Here is a 16,467-nt window from a genome sequence, read left to right as displayed (position 1 = left end):
CTCCTTGACCTAGTTCTTGGTGATCATCGAGCGGAGGAAGAAGAGCAGGTTGGCCGGCTTCTCCGCGAGGCGGCGCATGAAGTAGCCGTACCAGTCGGTGCCGTACGCGGTGTAGACGCGCATCCGGTGCCCCTCGGCTGCCAACCGCAGGTGCTCCTCGCCGCGGATGCCGTACAGCATCTGGAACTCGTACTCGTCCAGCTTGCGCCCTGCCTGCCGGGCCAGCTCCTGGGCGATGGCGATCAGGCGCGGGTCGTGGGACCCGATCATCGGGTAGCCCTCGCCCTCCATCAGGATCTTCATGATCCGGACGTAGGCCTTGTCGATCTCGGCCTTGTCCAGGTACGCGACCTCGGCGGGCTCCTTGTAGGCGCCCTTGACGATGCGCACGCGGCTGCCGGCGGCGGCCAGGCGGCGGGCGTCGGCCTCGGTGCGGAAGAGGTACGCCTGGATCACGCAGCCGGTCTGCGGGAAGTCACGCCGCAGCTCCTCGTGGATGGCGAACATCGAGTCGAGCGTGGTGTGGTCCTCGGCGTCCAGCGTCACGGTGGTGCCGATGGCGGCGGCCGCCTCGACGACCGGGCGGACGTTGGCGAGGGCCAGCTCGTGGCCGCCCTCCAGCGCCTGCCCGAACATCGACAGCTTCACCGACATCTCGACGGCCTCGCCGAGGCCGAGCTCCGCCAGGCGCTCGATCAGCTGGAGGTAGGCGTCACGGGCGGCGTGCGACTGCGCCACCTCGGTGATGTCCTCGCCGACGACGTCGAGGGTGACCTCCAGGCCGTTGCGGGTGAGCTCCTCGACGATCGGGATGACCTGGTCGACCGTCTCGCCCGGGATGAACCGGGTCACCACGGGCTTGGTCACCGGAGCGGCGGAGACGATGCGGCGCATTGCCTCGCTGCGCGAAGCGGCGAGGATCACGGGACCCAGCACGGGGGCACCTCCAACGGGGGGTAGGAGAAGAGCGCGATCAAGCGCGAACAAGAACGCAAGTGAAACCACCGTGAAACCTAAGGATCCCTGCGATCCTCTGCCATCGACAGCTGTCACGCATCCGTGTCCCGGATCTCATACATCTGTCTGAGGACCCGGTCCGGAGGTGGGAGAATGTCCGGGTGAAGGGCGATTACCAGGACCTGGTGGACGAGATCTCGGCGCTGCTCGGCGCTCCGGCGACGCTGGAGAACCGGGACTTCCGCCTCATCGCCTTCGGCGCGCACGACAGCGACGACGATCTGGAGATGGACCCCGTGCGGACCAGGTCGATCCTGACGCGGCAGTCCACGGCGGCCGTGCGCTCCTGGTTCGAGGGCTTCGGCATCGCCCGTGCGACCGGTCCGGTACGCATCCCGGCGGCGCCCGACGCCGGGGTCCTCCGGGGGCGGATCTGCCTGCCCGTGCGGTACCGGGGCATCGTGCAGGGCTACGTGTGGCTCCTCGACCAGGAGCCCGGACCCGGGCCGCAGGCGCTGGCGGCGGCCATGGAGGTGGCCGAGCGGGTCGGAGTCCTGCTCGCCGAGGAGGCGAAGGCGGGGGCCGACCTGTCGCGGGAGTTCCTGGCGGTGCTCACGGCCGGCCGGGGCTGGCAGCAGGACATGGCGGTGGCGGCCCTGCGGGTGGCCCTCGGGCCGGGCGGGGACGGGCTGCACGCGGCGGTGTGCGTGGCGCCGTGGCCCGGGGAGGCGCCGGCCGCGGTACCGGGCGCGGCGGCGGTGTGCGTGGTCCCGCCCGCGGCGGCCGGCGACGGTCCCGGCGCGCGGGGCGCCGGGGCGCTGGCGGTACTGCTGCGGCTCCGTTCGGCGGACGCCCTGGCTCCGGCCCTGACGGCGGTGGCCCGCCTGCTGCCCCGCACACCGGGCCCGTCGCCGGAGCCGCGGCCGTCCCGCGGCGCCGGCCCGGGAGCGGGCGGCGGCACAGGAGCGGGCGGGGGCACGGGCACGGGCGCGGGCGGCGGAGCGGGCGGGAGCGCAGGACCGGGCGCGGGCACGGGCAGCCGCCCGGGAGCGGGCCGCGGAACGGCCGGGAGCGGCGGGCCGGGGGCCGCCGCGGGCAGCCGACCGGCGGCGGGCTCCGACGGCCCTCGGACCGCCGCGCCACCGCCCGCGATGACGGCCGGGGTGGGCGAGCCGGTCCGGAGTCTCGCCGAGCTGCCCGGCGCCTGGGGACAGGCCCGGGCGGCGGCGCGGGCGGCCGCGGCGCAGCCCCGGTTCGGGCCGGTGGCCCAGTGGTCGGCGATCGGTCCGTACCGGCTGCTGGCAGCGCTCGCCCCGGCTCCGGTCGACGACCCGGCGGTCCGCGCCCTGCTCGGCCCGGCCCACCGCGAACTCGCCCGCACCGCCGAGGTGTTCCTGGACTGCGCCGGTCAGGCGGGCCGCGCGGCGGCGGCCCTCGGCATCCACCGGCAGACGCTGTACTACCGGATCGCCCGGGTGGAGCAGCTGACCGGCCTCGACCTCAACGAGGGAGAGGACCGCCTGCTGCTCCACATGGCCCTCAAGGCCTCGCGCCTGCACGGCTGAACCGGGCACCGGATCAGGAACCGGGCGACGAGACGGACGCACCCCCGGGCCCGCCGCCGACCGCTGCCTCCGCGGCCCGCCGCATCCCCTCGGTGAACTCCTCGGCGGTGGCCGCCGATTCGGGGTCGAACAACCACTGGATCATGAGGCCGTTCAGCAGTGCCTGGTAGAAGGCGCCCAGGGTGCGCACGTCCCGCTCGGTGATCTCGTCCTCCGGGGTGCCGGTCAGCATGGAGACCAACCCCCGGCGCCCCTCGCCCTGCGAGGCGGCGAGCATCGCCCTCAGGCCGGGCAGCCGGTCCCCGATCAACGCCACCTCCATGCCGGCCGACCAGATGGGCCCGGCGTCCTCCCGACGGGCCAGGACGCCCTCCCAGAGCGCGCGGAAGCGCTCCAGCGAGCCCCCCTCCCCCTCCAGACCGGACTGGAAGCCCTCGCCCCACTCCTCCGTCAGGGCGAGGAACGCCTGAGTGAGCAGGGCGTCCTTGGAGCCGTAGTGGTAGCCGATGGAGGCCAGGTTCGTACCCGAGGCGCTGACGACGTCTCGTGCCGTCGTCCGCACGAACCCCTTCTCGACCAGGCACTTCTTGGCACCTTCGAGCAGATCTTCGCGATGTCCCATGCCGACACCGTAGCGATGTCACCGACCGGGGAGCCGCTGCCCGGGGTACGCGGAAGGGCCCGGGGTCTCCCCCGGGCCCTTCCCCCGTTCAGCGGGCGTGCGCGATCAGCCGAGGCTGACCGTGCGCGCCGAGGCGGCGCCGATCTCGGCGGAGATGTCCGCGAGGACGCCTCCCGGGACCTCGGCGTCGACGGTGAGGACGACGAGCGCCTCGCCGCCCTCCTCGGCGCGGGCGACCTGCATGCCCGCGATGTTCAGGCCGGCCTCGCCGAGGATGCGGCCGACGGTGCCGACCACGCCCGGGCGGTCGGTGTAGCGCAGGACGACCATGAAGTCGGCGAGGGCCAGGTCGACGTCGTACTCGCCGATGCCGACGATCTTCTGAAGGTGCTTCGGGCCCGCGAGCGTCCCGGAGACCGACACCTCCGAGCCGTCCGACAGGGTGCCGCGGACGGTGACCACGTTGCGGTGGTCCGGGGACTCCGAGCTGGTGGTCAGCCGGACCTCGACACCGCGCTCCTGCGCGAAGAGCGGGGCGTTGACGTAGGAGACCGTCTCGTCGACGACGTCCTCGAAGACGCCCTTGAGCGCGGAGAGTTCGAGCACCTTGACGTCGTGCTGGGTGATCTCGCCGCAGACCTCGACATCGAGCCGGACCGCGACCTCGCCCGCGAGGGCGGTGAAGATGCGGCCCAGCTTCTCGGCGAGGGGCAGGCCGGGACGGACGTCCTCGGCGATGACGCCGCCCTGGACGTTCACCGCGTCCGGCACGAGCTCGCCGGCGAGGGCCAGGCGCACCGACTTGGCGACCGAGACGCCGGCCTTCTCCTGGGCCTCGTCCGTGGACGCGCCGAGGTGCGGGGTGCAGACGACCTGGTCCAGCTCGAAGAGCGGGGAGTCGGTGCAGGGCTCCTTCGCGTACACGTCGAGGCCGGCGCCGGCGACGCGGCCCTCCTTGATGGCCGAGTACAGCGCGGCCTCGTCCACGATCCCGCCGCGCGCGGCGTTGACGATGCGGACGGACGGCTTCACCTTGTGCAGGGCCTCGTCCCCGATGAGACCGAGGGTCTCGGGGGTCTTGGGCAGGTGCACGGTGATGAAGTCGGCGACCTCCAGCAGCTCGTCCAGCGTCAGCATCTTGACGCCCATCTGGGCGGCGCGCGCGGGCTGTACGTAGGGGTCGTACGCGACGACCTTCATGCCGAACGCGGACATGCGCTGGGCGACCAGGACGCCGATGCGGCCGAGGCCGACGACGCCGAGGGTCTTCTCGCTGAGCTCGACGCCCGTGTACTTGTTCCGCTTCCACTCGCCGTTCTTCAGTGCGGTGTTGGCCTGCGGGATGTTGCGAGCGGTGGCGACGAGCAGGCCGCAGGCCAGCTCGGCGGCGGTCACGATGTTGGAGGTCGGGGCGTTGACGACCATCACGCCGGCCTTGGTGGCGGCGGAGACGTCGACGTTGTCCAGTCCGACTCCGGCGCGGGCGACGACCCGCAGCTTCTTCGCCACGGCGATGGCCTCGGCGTCGACCTTGGTCGCGGAGCGGACGAGGATCGCGTCGACGTCGACGATCGCGGGCAGCAGCTCGGCGCGGTCGGCGCCGTTGACGTGCCGGATCTCGAAGTCCGGACCGAGCGCGTCCACCGTTGCGGGCGACAGCTCTTCGGCGATGAGTACGACAGGTTTCGAGCTCACGTGGTTCCTCACAAGTCCATTGCGGACGGCCGTCCCGACGGCCGCAGGCGTGGAGGGGGTAGCCGCGTGGAAGACGCACGACACTGTGGGCCTGACGCGTATGTGTTGAGCAGTGTAGTGGCGTTGGCGGTCCGGATTTCCGCCTGTACGGAAGGATCACCCGTCCGTGGTTGGCCGGGGTGGACAAGCCGCCCCCGGGAAGGGCGACGTTCCGGCGGTCCCGGCCGTCCGGTGGTGCGCGGCGGGGCCGGGACGCACCGTCCCGGCCCCGCCGCCGCGAGATCAGCTCTCGTCGTTGTCGACCCAGCTCATCAGCTTGCGCAGCTTCTTGCCGGTGGTCTCCAGCAGGTGCTCCTCGTCGGCCTTCTTGTACTCGTTGTACTTCGGCAGGCCGGCCTTGTACTCGGCCATCCAGGTGTTGGCGAACTCGCCGTTCTGGATCTCGGCGAGGACCTTCTTCATCTCGGCCTTGGTGGCGTCGGTGATGATGCGGGGGCCGGTGATGTAGTCGCCCCACTCGGCGGTCTCGGAGACCGACCAGCGCATCTTCTCCAGGCCGCCCTCGTACATGAGGTCCACGATGAGCTTCAGCTCGTGCAGGCACTCGAAGTACGCGATCTCCGGCTGGTAGCCGGCCTCGGTCAGCGTTTCGAAACCGGCCTTGACCAGCGCGGAGGCGCCGCCGCAGAGGACCGCCTGCTCACCGAACAGGTCGGTCTCGGTCTCCTCGGTGAAGGTGGTCTTGATGACGCCGGCGCGGGTGCCGCCGATGCCGGCCGCGTACGAGAGGGCCAGGGCGAAGGCGCTGCCGCTGAAGTCCTGCTCGACGGCGGCGATGCAGGGCACGCCGCGGCCTTCCTCGTACTGGCGGCGGACCAGGTGGCCCGGGCCCTTGGGGGCGACCAGGGCGACGTCCACGTTGGCCGGGGGCTTGATGAAGCCGTACCGGACGTTGAAGCCGTGGCCGAAGAAGAGCGCGTCGCCCTCCTCGAGGTGCTCCTTGACGGACTCCTCGTAGATCTCGGCCTGCAGCGGGTCCGGGGTCAGGATCATGATGACGTTCGCCCAGGCCGCGGCCTCGGACACGGAGACGACCTTGAGACCCTGCTCCTCGGCCTTGGCCTTGGACTTCGAGCCCTCCTTCAGACCGACGACGACGTCGACGCCGGAGTCACGGAGCGACAGTGCGTGGGCGTGGCCCTGGCTGCCGTAGCCGATGACAGCGACCTTGCGGCCCTGGATGATGGACAGGTCGGCGTCGTTCTCGTAGAACAGCTCGGCCACTGGGATATCTCCTTGGTGCGCTGGTGTTGCTCCCACCGTACGGCGGGGAACGGAATCTTGGTTTGCCGGTCTCGCCATGCGAGCCGGGCGTGTCGGCAGGCGCTGCGGTCAGGCGCTGCGGTCGAGCGCGCGCAGGCTGCGGTCCGTGATGGACCGGCCGCCGCGCCCTATGGCGATCGTGCCCGACTGCACGAGCTCCTTGATGCCGAAGGGCTCCAGCATCTTGAGCATGGCGCCGAGCTTGTCGGTGCCGCCGGTGGCCTCGATGGTGACGGCCTCCGGGGAGACGTCGACCGTCTTGGCGCGGAACAGCTGGACGATCTCGACGATCTGGGAGCGGGTCTCGTTGTCGGCGCGGACCTTCACCAGGACGAGTTCGCGCTCGATGGCGTTGTGCTGCTCCAGCTCGACGATCTTGAGCACGTTGACCAGCTTGTTGAGCTGCTTGGTCACCTGCTCCAGCGGGAGGTCCTCGACGTTCACGACGATGGTGATGCGCGAGATGTCGGGGTGCTCGGTGACACCGACCGCGAGGGAGTCGATGTTGAACCCGCGGCGGGAGAACAGCGCGGCGATCCGGGCGAGGATGCCGGGCGTGTTCTCGACCAGGACGGAGAGCGTGTGCTTGGACATGTGAGTCGTTCTCTCTCTCGGGCTCTCTCGGCTCAGTCGTCTTCGTTGTCGCCGAAGTCGGGACGGACGCCCCTGGCTGCCATGACCTCGTCGTTGGAGGTGCCGGCGGCGACCATCGGCCACACCATGGCGTCCTCGTGGACGATGAAGTCGATCACGACCGTGCGGTCGTTGATCGCGTTGGCCTCGGCGATGACCCGGTCCAGGTCGGCCGGGTCCTCGCAGCGCAGCGCGACGCAGCCCATGGCCTCGGCCAGCTTGACGAAGTCCGGGACGCGGGTGCCCTTGCGGGGTGCGGCGGACTCGCCGAGCTGGGAGCCGACGGTGTCGTGGCCCGTCTCGTCCGCGTGCAGCACGGTGTTGGAGTACCGCTGGTTGTAGAACAGCGTCTGCCACTGGCGGACCATGCCCAGGGCGCCGTTGTTGATGATCGCGACCTTGATCGGGATGTTGTTCAGCGCGCAGGTGACCAGTTCCTGATTGGTCATCTGGAAGCAGCCGTCGCCGTCGATCGCCCAGACGGCGCGCTCGGGCATGCCGACCTTGGCGCCCATGGCCGCCGGGACCGCGTACCCCATGGTTCCGGCGCCGCCGGAGTTCAGCCAGGTGCGGGGCTCCTCGTACTTCACGAAGTGGGAGGCCCACATCTGGTGCTGGCCGACGCCGGCCGCGAAGATCGTGCTCTTCGGCGCGAGCGCGCCGATCCGCTCGATGACCTGCTGCGGCGAGAGCATCCCGTCCTCGGGCAGGTCGTAGCCCAGCGGGTAGGTGTCGCGCCAGCGGCCGAGGTCCTTCCACCAGGCGCTGTAGTCGCCCGCGTTGCCCTCGGTGTGCTCGGCCTGGACGGCCTGGATCAGATCGGCGATGACCTCGCGGGCGTCACCGACGATCGGGACGTCGACGGCGCGGTTCTTGCCGATCTCGGCCGGGTCGATGTCCGCGTGGATGATCTTGGCGAACGGGGCGAAGCTGTCCAGCTTGCCGGTGACGCGGTCGTCGAAGCGGGTGCCCAGCGCGATCAGCAGGTCCGACTTCTGCAGGGCGGTGACGGCGGTCACCGCGCCGTGCATGCCCGGCATGCCGACGTGCAGCGGGTGGCTGTCGGGGAAGGAGCCGAGCGCCATCAGGGTGGTGGTGACCGGGACCCCGGTCAGCTCGGCGAGCACCTTCAGCTCGGCGGTCGCACCGGACTTCATGATGCCGCCGCCGATGTACAGCACCGGGCGCTTGGCCTGGCAGATCAGCTTGGCGGCCTCGCGGATCTGCTTGGCGTGGGGTTTGGTGACCGGGCGGTAGCCGGGGAGGTCCTGGGAGGGCGGCCACGAGAACGTGGTCTTCGACTGGAGGGCGTCCTTGGCGATGTCGACCAGGACCGGTCCCGGGCGGCCGGTGGAGGCGATGTGGAAGGCCTCCGCGATGGTCCGCGGGATGTCCTCGGCCCGGGTCACCAGGAAGTTGTGCTTGGTGATCGGCATGGTGATGCCGACGATGTCCGCCTCCTGGAAGGCGTCCGTGCCGATCGCCTTGGAGGAGACCTGGCCGGTGATCGCGACGAGCGGGACGGAGTCCATGTGCGCGTCGGCGATCGGGGTGACCAGGTTCGTGGCGCCCGGCCCGGACGTGGCCATACAGACGCCGACCTTGCCCGTGGCCTGGGCGTAGCCGGTGGCGGCGTGGCCGGCCCCCTGCTCGTGGCGGACCAGGATGTGACGGACCTTCTTGGAGTCCATCATCGGGTCGTACGCGGGGAGGATGGCGCCGCCCGGGATGCCGAAGACGGTGTCGCACCCCACCTCTTCGAGAGAGCGGATGAGGGACTGCGCGCCCGTGACGTGCTCAACTGCGGCGGACTGGTGTCCGCCGGAACGGGGCCGCGGCTGCGGGTGGGCCCCGGTGGCCTGCTCGGTCATCGGCATTCTCTTCTCGAAGCTGAGGGTTTCACGAGGATTCGACTCTGTGCCAGTGCAACAAAAAACCCCTCGTGCCGGGAGGCAGGCGAGGGGAGCGCGTCGGGTGCGTTGAGCGGGGACATGCTGGTCCCGGCTTCAGCCGACGCGCTTTCCACGTACGAGAATTCGGGTGCGCATGGCATTGACCCTCCCTCTGGCGGGAGGTGGATGTCAAGTGGGTGGGACGGGCGTCTCATTATGTGAGCCTCTGTGGATGGCCATCGAACCCCCGGGCGAGCCTCCGGCCCAGGCGGGTTGGACCGCCCCGCCCGGTACTGGGAACGTACCGCGCACGAGCGCGCGGCGCAGCCTGTACTCGTCGAGCGGCCCGGAGAAGGCCATCCCCTGGCCGTGCGTGCAGCCCATCGCGCGCAGGGCCGCGACCTGCTCGGGCAGGTCCACCCCCTCGGCCACCGACTGCATGCCCAGGTCGTTTGCGATCCGCAACAAACCTGCGGTGATCTTGTGGAGGCGGGCGGACTCGGCGACCCCTTCCACCAGTCCCCGGTCCAGCTTGAGCATGTCCACCGGGAGCCGCCTCAGGGCGCTGATGGCCGCGTAGCCGCTGCCGAAGCCGTCCAGGGCGATCCCCACCCCGAGCCGGTGCAGGGCCGCCAGGCGGCGTTCGAGGTCGTCGAAGGGCACTCTGGGGTCCGAGACGGCCAGCTCCAGGACGAGGGCCCCGGAGGGCAGCCCGTGCCGGGTCAACAGGGCCTCCACGGAGCCGAGCGGCACCGCCCGGTCGAGGAGTCGCTGGGCGGTCATCCGCACCGCCACCGGTACGCCGTGCCCGGCGCGGTGCCGGTCGGCGGCCTGCTCCACGGCCTCCTCCAGCAGCCAGCGCCCCAGCTCGGCGGTGCGCGAGGCGTCGGGACCGCCGGAGGCGGCGCCCTCGCTGTACTCGGCGACGCGCAGGAACTCCGCCGGGGTGAAGAGAATCCCCTGGGCCGAGCGCCAGCGGGCCTGGGCCGCCACCACCGAGACCTCGCCGGTGGCCAGCGAGACCACGGGCTGGTGCAGCAGGACGAACTCCCCCTCGTGCAGCGCGGTCCTCAGCCGCCCGGCCAGCTCCGCCTTGCGTACGACCTCGGCCTGCATCTGCGGGGCGTACAGCTCGACGCGGTTCTTGCCGCCCGCCTTGGCCCGGTACATGGCGAGGTCCGCGTTGCGCATCAGGTCCGAAGGGGTGATGCCGGGGTCGGCGAAGGCCACGCCGATGCTGGCGGCGACCCGCACCTCGCTGCCCGCGATGCGGTACGGCTGGGAGAGGGTGGTGCGGAGCCGGTCGGCGATCTCGTGCGCCTGGTACTCGCGGGCACTGTGGTCGCGGCTGCCGTCACCCACGATCAGCGCGGCGAACTCGTCCCCGCCGAGGCGGGCCGCGGTGTCCCCGGCCCGGACCGAGTCCTGGAGCCTGCGTGCGGCCTCGATCAGCAGCTCGTCCCCGGCCTGGTGGCCGATGGTGTCGTTGACCGCCTTGAAGCCGTCGAGGTCGATGAAGAGGACGGCGGTGCTGTGGTCGCCCGCGCGGCGGCCGGTCAGGGCCTGGCGGACGCGGCGGGTGAACAGGGCCCGGTTGGGCAGGTCGGTCAGGGGGTCGTGCTCGGCGCTGTGCTGGAGCTGCGCCTGGAGCCGGACCCGCTCGGTGACGTCCCGGCTGTTGAGGATGAGCCCGCCCTGGTGGCGGTTGACGGTGGACTCCACGTTGAGCCACTCCCCGGCGCCGGACCGGAAGCGGCACTCGATGCGGGTGGTGGGCTCCTCGGCCTGCGGCGCCGCAAGGAAGCGGCGCACCTCGTGGACCACCCGGCCGAGGTCGTCGGGGTGGATCAGGGCGGCGAGCTCGCTGCCGACCAGCTCCTCGGCCTCGCGGCCGTAGACCCCGGCGGCGGCGGGGCTGACGTAGCGCAGGGTGCCGGTGGGCGCGGCGATCATGATGACGTCACTGGAGCCCTGGACCAGGGAGCGGAAGTGGTTCTCCTTCTGGGCCAGCTCCTGGGTCAGCGCGATGTTGTCGAGGAGCATGATGCCCTGGCGGACGACGAGGGCCAGGACGACCGTGCAGCCGGCGACGACGACGACCTTGTCGACGCTGCGGCTCTCGATCACGTTGTAGAGGATGCCGAGGGTGCAGACGGCCGCGGCGAGGTACGGGGTGAGCGCCGGCAGCGACCGCGAGATCGGCCCGCTGTCGGGCTCCGGCCCGGTCGCCGCCGCGTGCTCATGGACGGAGCTGATCCTCCGGGCGCCCCAGGGCGCGTACGCGAGCAGCAGGGACCCGGCGAACCAGCCCGCGTCGAGGAGCTCGCCGGAGCGGTAGGTCTCCTTCAGCAGCGGCGAGGTGAAGATGGCGTCGCACAGGACCGTGAGCGCGAGCGCGCCGATGGCCATGTTGATGGCGGACCGGTTGGTCGCGGAGCGCCGGAAGTGCAGGACGAGCACCATCGAGACGAGCGCGATGTCCAGGACGGGGTAGGCCAGTTCGAGCGCGGCCCCGGGGACGCTCTCCGCGCTGTGCGACCTGGCCACCTTGGCGAGGGCCAGGCTCCACGAGAGGGTGAGCAGCGATCCGGCGATCAGCCAGGAGTCGAGTGCGAGGCAGAGCCAGCCGGCCCGGGTGACGGGTCGCTTGGCGAGCAGGAGCAGGCCCACGATCGCCGGCGGGGCGAAGCACAGGAAGAAGAACTGGGCCGGGGACGGGTTCGGCATGGGTTCGTGGGTGACGACCTCGTACCACCCCCAGACCGCGTTCCCGCAGGCGGACATCAGGGACGAGAGAGCAAAGAGCACCCAGGCGATCCGGTCACGGTTCGCATGGGTGCGCGCGTACTGGAAACAGGATCCTGCGGCGACGAGGGCAGCGGCGCTGAGGCCGAAGTCACCCATGATGTCGCTCAGTTCGTCGCTGCCCCAGCCGAGGCCGGCGCCGACGGCGTATCCGCTCCACACCACCGCCAGGAGTACCTGGACGCCTGTCCCGCGCCCGGGGTCCGCGAGGGGCGGCCGGTCCAGCAGCGCCGCCCCCGGGGTACTCACCGGTCCCCCTCGCCCACTGGTTCGGGCGCACCCCATCGTCGCCTCCGGCGGCTGTACCGCGTCGGATCCTTCGTCCATTGGCCGTGCATCGCCCGTCGCCCCCCAAAGTGTCCGATCACTCCCCAGCGCCAGACGTTCGTGGCGCAGCCCCTTCTTCCGGACGATACACCACTTTCGTCACTCAGGGACATAGATGCTCTACTCTCCGTCACCAGTAGGGGAGTTGGGCCGGCCGCGCGCATCCGCCCGATCGCGGAGCGTGTGCGCCGCCCGTCACCCGGTGACCAGCACCGTGTGCTCCACCGGCTCCCCGGCCGCGAAGCGGCTGAGCTGCCGGGCCAGCAGGCGCTTGGCCCGCGGCTCGAACGCCGAGCTGCTGCCGCCGACATGAGGCGTGATCAGGACATTCGGAGCATGCCAGAGCGGGTGCCCCGCGGGCAGCGGTTCCGGGTCGGTGACGTCGAGCGCCGCGCGCAGCCGCCCCGATCCCACCTCCGCCAGCAGGGCCGCGGTGTCCACCACGGGGCCGCGGGCCACGTTCACGAGCAGGGCGCCGTCCTTCATCCGCCCCAGGAACTCCGCCCCGGCCAGGCCCCGGGTGGCGTCGGTCAGCGGGGTCGTGAGGATCACCACATCGGCCTGCGGCAGGAGCCGGGGGAGCTCGGGGAGGGCGTGCACCGGTCCGCGCGCGGTGGTGCGCGTCGTGCGGGCGACGCGTGCGACCGGGCCGCACTCGAAGGGCACCAGCCGGTCCTCGACGGCCGAGCCGATGGATCCGTAGCCGATGATCAGAATCGACTTGTCGGCGAGGGCCTCGTAGAAGCCGGAGCGCCATTCCTCGCGGTCCTGGCCGCGGACCATGCCGGGGATGCCCCGCAGGGCGGAGAGGACGAGGGTGAGGGCCAGCTCGGCGGTGCTCGCCGTGTGGACTCCGGCGGCGTTGCACAGCCGTACGCCCGCGGGCAGGGCGTCGAGGCCGCCCCGGGCGCCGAGGAGGTCGTCGATGCCCGCGGTCAGGGTCTGGACGACCCGCAGGGCGGGCATCGCGGCCAGCGGACGCACGGTGACCTGGGGGGACTTCATGTACGGGGCGACGTAGAAGACGCAGTCGGCCGGATCGGCGGGGAAGGCGTCCTCGCCGTCCCACCGGCGGTATCGGAAGGAGTCGGGCAGGCCCGGGACCTCCTCGGCCGGAAAGGGGAGCCAGACGTCCTCGGTCTTTGCATTCATGATCACGAGGCTATGCCAGGACGGCGGGAACGAGCCGTTAGTTTGTTTTCCGGACCGGGAGGGGGACGCAGGAGTGGAGCTCAGGTCGATCGGGGCGGGGGCGCTGGCGGTGGGCGCCATCGGTCTCGGGTGCATGCCGATGAGCTGGGCGTACGCGCCCTCGCGCAGGCGGGGACACGAATCGCTGGCCGCGGTGCACGCGGCGCTGGACCTGGGGTCGAACCTGCTGGACACGGCCGACGTCTACGGCCCCTACACCAATGAACTGCTGCTGGGCCGGGTGCTGCGGGAGCGGCGGCAGGACGCGTTCGTCTCGGCGAAGGTGGGGCTGCGCGCCGGGGACCAGCACGTGGTGGCGGACGGGCGGCCGGACTACGTGCGCCGGGCCTGCGACGCCTCGCTGCGGCGGCTGCGCACGGACGTCATCGACCTGTACCAGCTGCACCGGGTGGATCCGGACGTGCCCGTGGAGGAGACCTGGGGCGCCATGGCGGAACTGGTGGGCGCGGGGAAGGTGCGCTCGCTCGGCTTCTGCGCGCTGGGTGCCGGGGCGGGGCCCGGGGCGGGCCGGGGCGGGGACCGGGCGTACGGGACGACGCTGCGGCACCTGGAGCGGGCGCAGCAGGTGTTCCCGGTGAGCGCGGTGCAGGCCGAGCTGTCGCTGTGGTCGCCGGCGGCGGCGTGGCAGCTGCTGCCGTGGTGCGCGGCGCGCGGGGTGGGGTTCCTGGCGGCGATGCCGCTGGGCAGCGGGTTCCTGACGGGGACGCTCACCCCGGGCGAGGGGTTCGAGTCGCAGGACGTGCGGGCCCGGCATCCGCGGTTCACGGCGGACGCCATGGCCTCGAACCAGGTGCTGGTGGCGGCGCTGCGCCGGGTGGCCCGGCGGCACGGGCCCGGGGTGACGGTGGCGCAGGCCGCGCTGGCGTGGGTACTGGCGCAGGGGCCGCAGGTGGTGCCGGTGCCGGGGGCGGACCGGGCGCCCTGGGCCGCCGAGAACGCGGGGGCGGCGCAGGTGAGGCTCACGGCGGCGGACCTGGCCGAGCTGGCGGCGCTCCCGGACGCGGTGGGAGCCTGGGACTGACCCGCAACCACTCGATCGAGTGTACGAGCGGCGGAACTTCGGGAACCGTCGAGGCTGTTGAGACTGGGGAAGGGCACGATCGCGGGACGGGAAGGGAGCAGGGCGATGCGGTACGGACAGGTGGGGTACGAGGGGCGGGGCGCTCTGCCGGGCGCGCGGGACGCGGGGCGGGGAGCGCGCGACGCGGGGCGGGGAGCGCCGCCGGGGGCGGGGGCGCGGAGGCGGGGCGTGCTGGCGGCGGTCGCGCTGGCGGGGTGCGGCGCCCTGCTCGCGGCCGGGTGCTCGCCCCCGGCGGGCGGCGGGGGCGCGCGGCCCGACGGTTCCCCACCGGGTGCGGTGGCGGGGGGCTCCGGCTCGCCGGGCCCTTCGGGGACGCCGTCCGGCCCCCCGGCGGCATCCGCCCCGCCGGCCAGGGGGGCGGTGACGGTGACCGGCGAGGTCGCCAAGGGCCTGGAGTCCCCGTGGGGGGTGGTCCCGCTGCCGGGCGGTGACCTGCTGGTCGCCTCGCGGGACAAGGGCACGATCAGCAGGATCGCGGTCGGCTCCGGCGCGGTGACGCAGATCGGCAGGGTGCCGGGGGTGGCTCCGGGCGGGGAGGGCGGCCTGATGGGCCTGGCCCTGTCCCCGGCTTTCGCCTCGGACCGGTTGGTGTACGCGTACTTCACGACCGAGTCGGACAACCGCATCGCCCGGCTGCGCTATGACGAGCAGAGACCCCCCGGGCAGCAACTGGGCGCTCCGGACACGGTGTTCCGCGGGATTCCCAAGGGCCTGATCCACAACGGCGGCCGGATCGCCTTCGGGCCGGACAGGATGCTCTACGCGGGGACGGGCGAGACCGGCGAGACCGGGCTCGCGCAGGACAAGGCGTCGCTGGGCGGCAAGATCCTCCGGATGACCCCCGACGGGGAGCCGGTCCACGGCAACCCGGAGCCCGATTCGGTCGTGTACTCCTACGGCCACCGCAATGTGCAGGGGCTCGCCTGGGACAAGGACAAGCGTCTGTGGGCGGCCGAGTTCGGCCAGAACACCTGGGACGAGCTGAACCTGATCGAGCCCGGAGCGAACTACGGCTGGCCGGAGGCCGAGGGGAAGGCTGGCCGGCCCGGCTTCCGCGACCCGGTGGCCGTGTGGAAGACCGATGAGGCCTCGCCGAGCGGGATCGCGTGGGCCCAGGGGTCGGTGTGGATGGCCGGCCTCAAGGGGAAGCGGCTGTGGCGGATCCCGCTGTCCGGGACCGGCCCGGTCGCGGAGCCCGAGGCCTTCCTGGAAGGGAAGTACGGCCGGCTGCGTTCGGTGGTGGCCCTGGGTGGGGACAGAGTGCTGCTGGTCACGAGCGAAACGGACGGGCGCGGGTCGCCGGAGGCGGGCGACGACCGGATCCTGACACTGACGGTGCGGTGAGCGGCGCGCCCCCGGCCGGGGGCGGAAGGAGTGGTGGACGCGGTGTTCAACATGATCGAGGAGCTGTTCGGTCCGGGCCGCAAGCACACGGACGAGGAGAGGAAGCGGCTGGAGCTGTCCCGGACCGACGTCGGTGACGGCGACCCGGGCCGGGGTCCGATAGACCTCGACTCCGGCCGGGTGCTCATACGCCGTGCCGAGGGGCCTCTGGACGGGGCCTGACCGGCCCCGGGGCGGGCAAGGGCCGGAGCCGGCGGGCGAGGGCGGCCGCATCGCCCCGGCCAGCGACGCCGGGGCCCCACCCGGGCGGCGTCCCGGCCGGCTCCTGCCGGACCCGCGCCGCCCGGCCTCACCGCTCTAGACCGCGGGGACGGCGGGCAGCGGGAGGAAGTACATGGCACCGAAGACGAGGATTCCAAGGGCGCCGAGCACGACGGCAGCCCAGGCGACGGCGCGGACCCAGGTGGGCAGGGTGCGGCCGGGGGCGCCGAAGGCCGGACGGACGAGGACGAAGACGGCGAGGAGGAGGGCCAGGGTGGCCAGGACGCCGTTCGCGAGGGCGGTGAGCTGCCAGGCGTCGCCGTAGAGGGAGGAGATCTGGTCGGCCGGCGGGGCCGCCTTGTTGCCCTCGATCTGCCCTATGAGGGTCTGCCGCTCGGCCAGGACGCGGGAGGCCCAGCTGCCGCTGAGGGCGACGCCCCCGAGGCCCGCGGCCACGAGGGCGGAGGCGGCGGCGCCGACGCCGGCGGGCTGCGCCTCGTCCTCGGCGTACTCCTCCTCGAACTCCTCGTCGTCCAGGTCCCGGAGCTGCTCCGCGTCCTTGTCCTGCTCCGTGTGCTTGTCCTGCTCCGCGGCCGTGGGGTCGATGCCGCTCCCGGCCGCCGCCCCGGCCGGTCGTGCGGCCTCGGTCTTCTTCAGGTCGGTGGGGGTGGCGTCCGCCTCGGGGGCGTTCGGGGCAGGGGTCTTGGTGGTGTCCATGCGGGGCACCGTAGGCGGCCCGTCTGAGAGGTT

The 16,467-nt window shown here is 72.3% G+C and carries 13 protein-coding genes; 4 read left to right on the top strand and 9 right to left on the bottom strand.

The window, feature by feature from the left end:
- Positions 1-9 precede the first annotated feature (9 nt).
- On the bottom strand, positions 10-936 hold the full coding sequence (locus tag ACFWU6_RS07050) for a proline dehydrogenase family protein (RefSeq protein WP_383810361.1): 927 nt from the start codon (positions 934-936) through the stop codon (positions 10-12).
- 182 nt (positions 937-1,118) lie between these two features.
- On the opposite strand from ACFWU6_RS07050, the gene ACFWU6_RS07045 reads away from it, so the two are divergent.
- Entirely contained in the window at positions 1,119-2,522 is a 1,404-nt protein-coding gene (locus tag ACFWU6_RS07045) for a PucR family transcriptional regulator (RefSeq protein WP_383979034.1), read from the top strand.
- A gap of 13 nt (positions 2,523-2,535) precedes the next feature.
- On the opposite strand, the gene ACFWU6_RS07040 is transcribed toward ACFWU6_RS07045, so the two are convergent.
- The 7 genes from ACFWU6_RS07040 to ACFWU6_RS07010 form a co-directional block, all read right to left on the bottom strand.
- Positions 2,536-3,144 (bottom strand): TetR/AcrR family transcriptional regulator, encoded by a 609-nt coding sequence (locus ACFWU6_RS07040; protein ID WP_383810367.1) that lies wholly within the window; start codon positions 3,142-3,144, stop codon positions 2,536-2,538.
- Between the two features lie 105 nt (positions 3,145-3,249).
- Positions 3,250-4,839 (bottom strand): phosphoglycerate dehydrogenase, encoded by a 1,590-nt coding sequence (gene serA, locus ACFWU6_RS07035; RefSeq protein WP_383810371.1) that lies wholly within the window; start codon positions 4,837-4,839, stop codon positions 3,250-3,252.
- Between the two features lie 282 nt (positions 4,840-5,121).
- Complete coding sequence (ilvC, locus tag ACFWU6_RS07030; RefSeq protein WP_383812840.1) at positions 5,122-6,123, bottom strand: ketol-acid reductoisomerase; 1,002 nt, start codon at positions 6,121-6,123, stop codon at positions 5,122-5,124.
- A gap of 108 nt (positions 6,124-6,231) precedes the next feature.
- Entirely contained in the window at positions 6,232-6,756 is a 525-nt protein-coding gene (ilvN, locus tag ACFWU6_RS07025) for an acetolactate synthase small subunit (protein WP_053677671.1), read from the bottom strand.
- A gap of 32 nt (positions 6,757-6,788) precedes the next feature.
- A complete protein-coding gene (locus tag ACFWU6_RS07020) occupies positions 6,789-8,666 on the bottom strand; it encodes an acetolactate synthase large subunit (RefSeq protein WP_383812837.1) in 1,878 nt (625 codons plus the stop codon).
- A gap of 210 nt (positions 8,667-8,876) precedes the next feature.
- Positions 8,877-11,741: a putative bifunctional diguanylate cyclase/phosphodiesterase gene (locus ACFWU6_RS07015; RefSeq protein WP_383979031.1), complete on the bottom strand. Its 2,865-nt coding sequence runs from the start codon at positions 11,739-11,741 to the stop codon at positions 8,877-8,879.
- Between the two features lie 273 nt (positions 11,742-12,014).
- Positions 12,015-12,971 (bottom strand): 2-hydroxyacid dehydrogenase, encoded by a 957-nt coding sequence (locus tag ACFWU6_RS07010; RefSeq protein ID WP_383979028.1) that lies wholly within the window; start codon positions 12,969-12,971, stop codon positions 12,015-12,017.
- A 73-nt stretch (positions 12,972-13,044) separates the two neighbouring features.
- Here ACFWU6_RS07010 and ACFWU6_RS07005 point away from each other — a divergent pair, with 73 nt between their 5' ends.
- The 3 genes from ACFWU6_RS07005 (at position 13,045) to ACFWU6_RS06995 (ending at position 15,678) form a co-directional block, all read left to right on the top strand.
- Positions 13,045-14,052, top strand: coding sequence for an aldo/keto reductase (locus tag ACFWU6_RS07005; RefSeq protein WP_383812841.1), 1,008 nt, complete (start codon positions 13,045-13,047; stop codon positions 14,050-14,052).
- 105 nt (positions 14,053-14,157) lie between these two features.
- On the top strand, positions 14,158-15,456 hold the full coding sequence (locus tag ACFWU6_RS07000) for a PQQ-dependent sugar dehydrogenase (protein WP_383979025.1): 1,299 nt from the start codon (positions 14,158-14,160) through the stop codon (positions 15,454-15,456).
- Between the two features lie 33 nt (positions 15,457-15,489).
- Complete coding sequence (locus ACFWU6_RS06995) at positions 15,490-15,678, top strand: DUF6191 domain-containing protein (protein ID WP_383979022.1); 189 nt, start codon at positions 15,490-15,492, stop codon at positions 15,676-15,678.
- A 135-nt stretch (positions 15,679-15,813) separates the two neighbouring features.
- On the opposite strand, the gene ACFWU6_RS06990 is transcribed toward ACFWU6_RS06995, so the two are convergent.
- On the bottom strand, positions 15,814-16,434 hold the full coding sequence (locus tag ACFWU6_RS06990) for a hypothetical protein (protein ID WP_383979020.1): 621 nt from the start codon (positions 16,432-16,434) through the stop codon (positions 15,814-15,816).
- Positions 16,435-16,467 lie beyond the last annotated feature (33 nt).

The sequence above is a fragment of the Streptomyces sp. NPDC058674 genome, assembly GCF_042716505.1.
GTDB lineage: Bacteria > Actinomycetota > Actinomycetes > Streptomycetales > Streptomycetaceae > Streptomyces.
The sequence above is the reverse complement of the archived record's forward strand: the minus strand, read 5'-3'. Positions and strand labels throughout refer to the sequence as shown.

What these genes read in the sequence shown, in the direction of transcription:
- ACFWU6_RS07000 (WP_383979025.1), top strand. Translation starts at nt 14,158, where the DNA reads ATGCGGTACGGACAGGTGGGGTACGAGGGGCGGGGCGCTCTGCCGGGC.
- ACFWU6_RS07040 (WP_383810367.1), bottom strand. Translation starts at nt 3,144, where the DNA reads ATGGGACATCGCGAAGATCTGCTCGAAGGTGCCAAGAAGTGCCTGGTC.
- ACFWU6_RS06990 (WP_383979020.1), bottom strand. Translation starts at nt 16,434, where the DNA reads ATGGACACCACCAAGACCCCTGCCCCGAACGCCCCCGAGGCGGACGCC.
- ACFWU6_RS07010 (WP_383979028.1), bottom strand. Translation starts at nt 12,971, where the DNA reads ATGAATGCAAAGACCGAGGACGTCTGGCTCCCCTTTCCGGCCGAGGAG.
- ACFWU6_RS07020 (WP_383812837.1), bottom strand. Translation starts at nt 8,666, where the DNA reads ATGACCGAGCAGGCCACCGGGGCCCACCCGCAGCCGCGGCCCCGTTCC.
- ilvN (WP_053677671.1), bottom strand. Translation starts at nt 6,756, where the DNA reads ATGTCCAAGCACACGCTCTCCGTCCTGGTCGAGAACACGCCCGGCATC.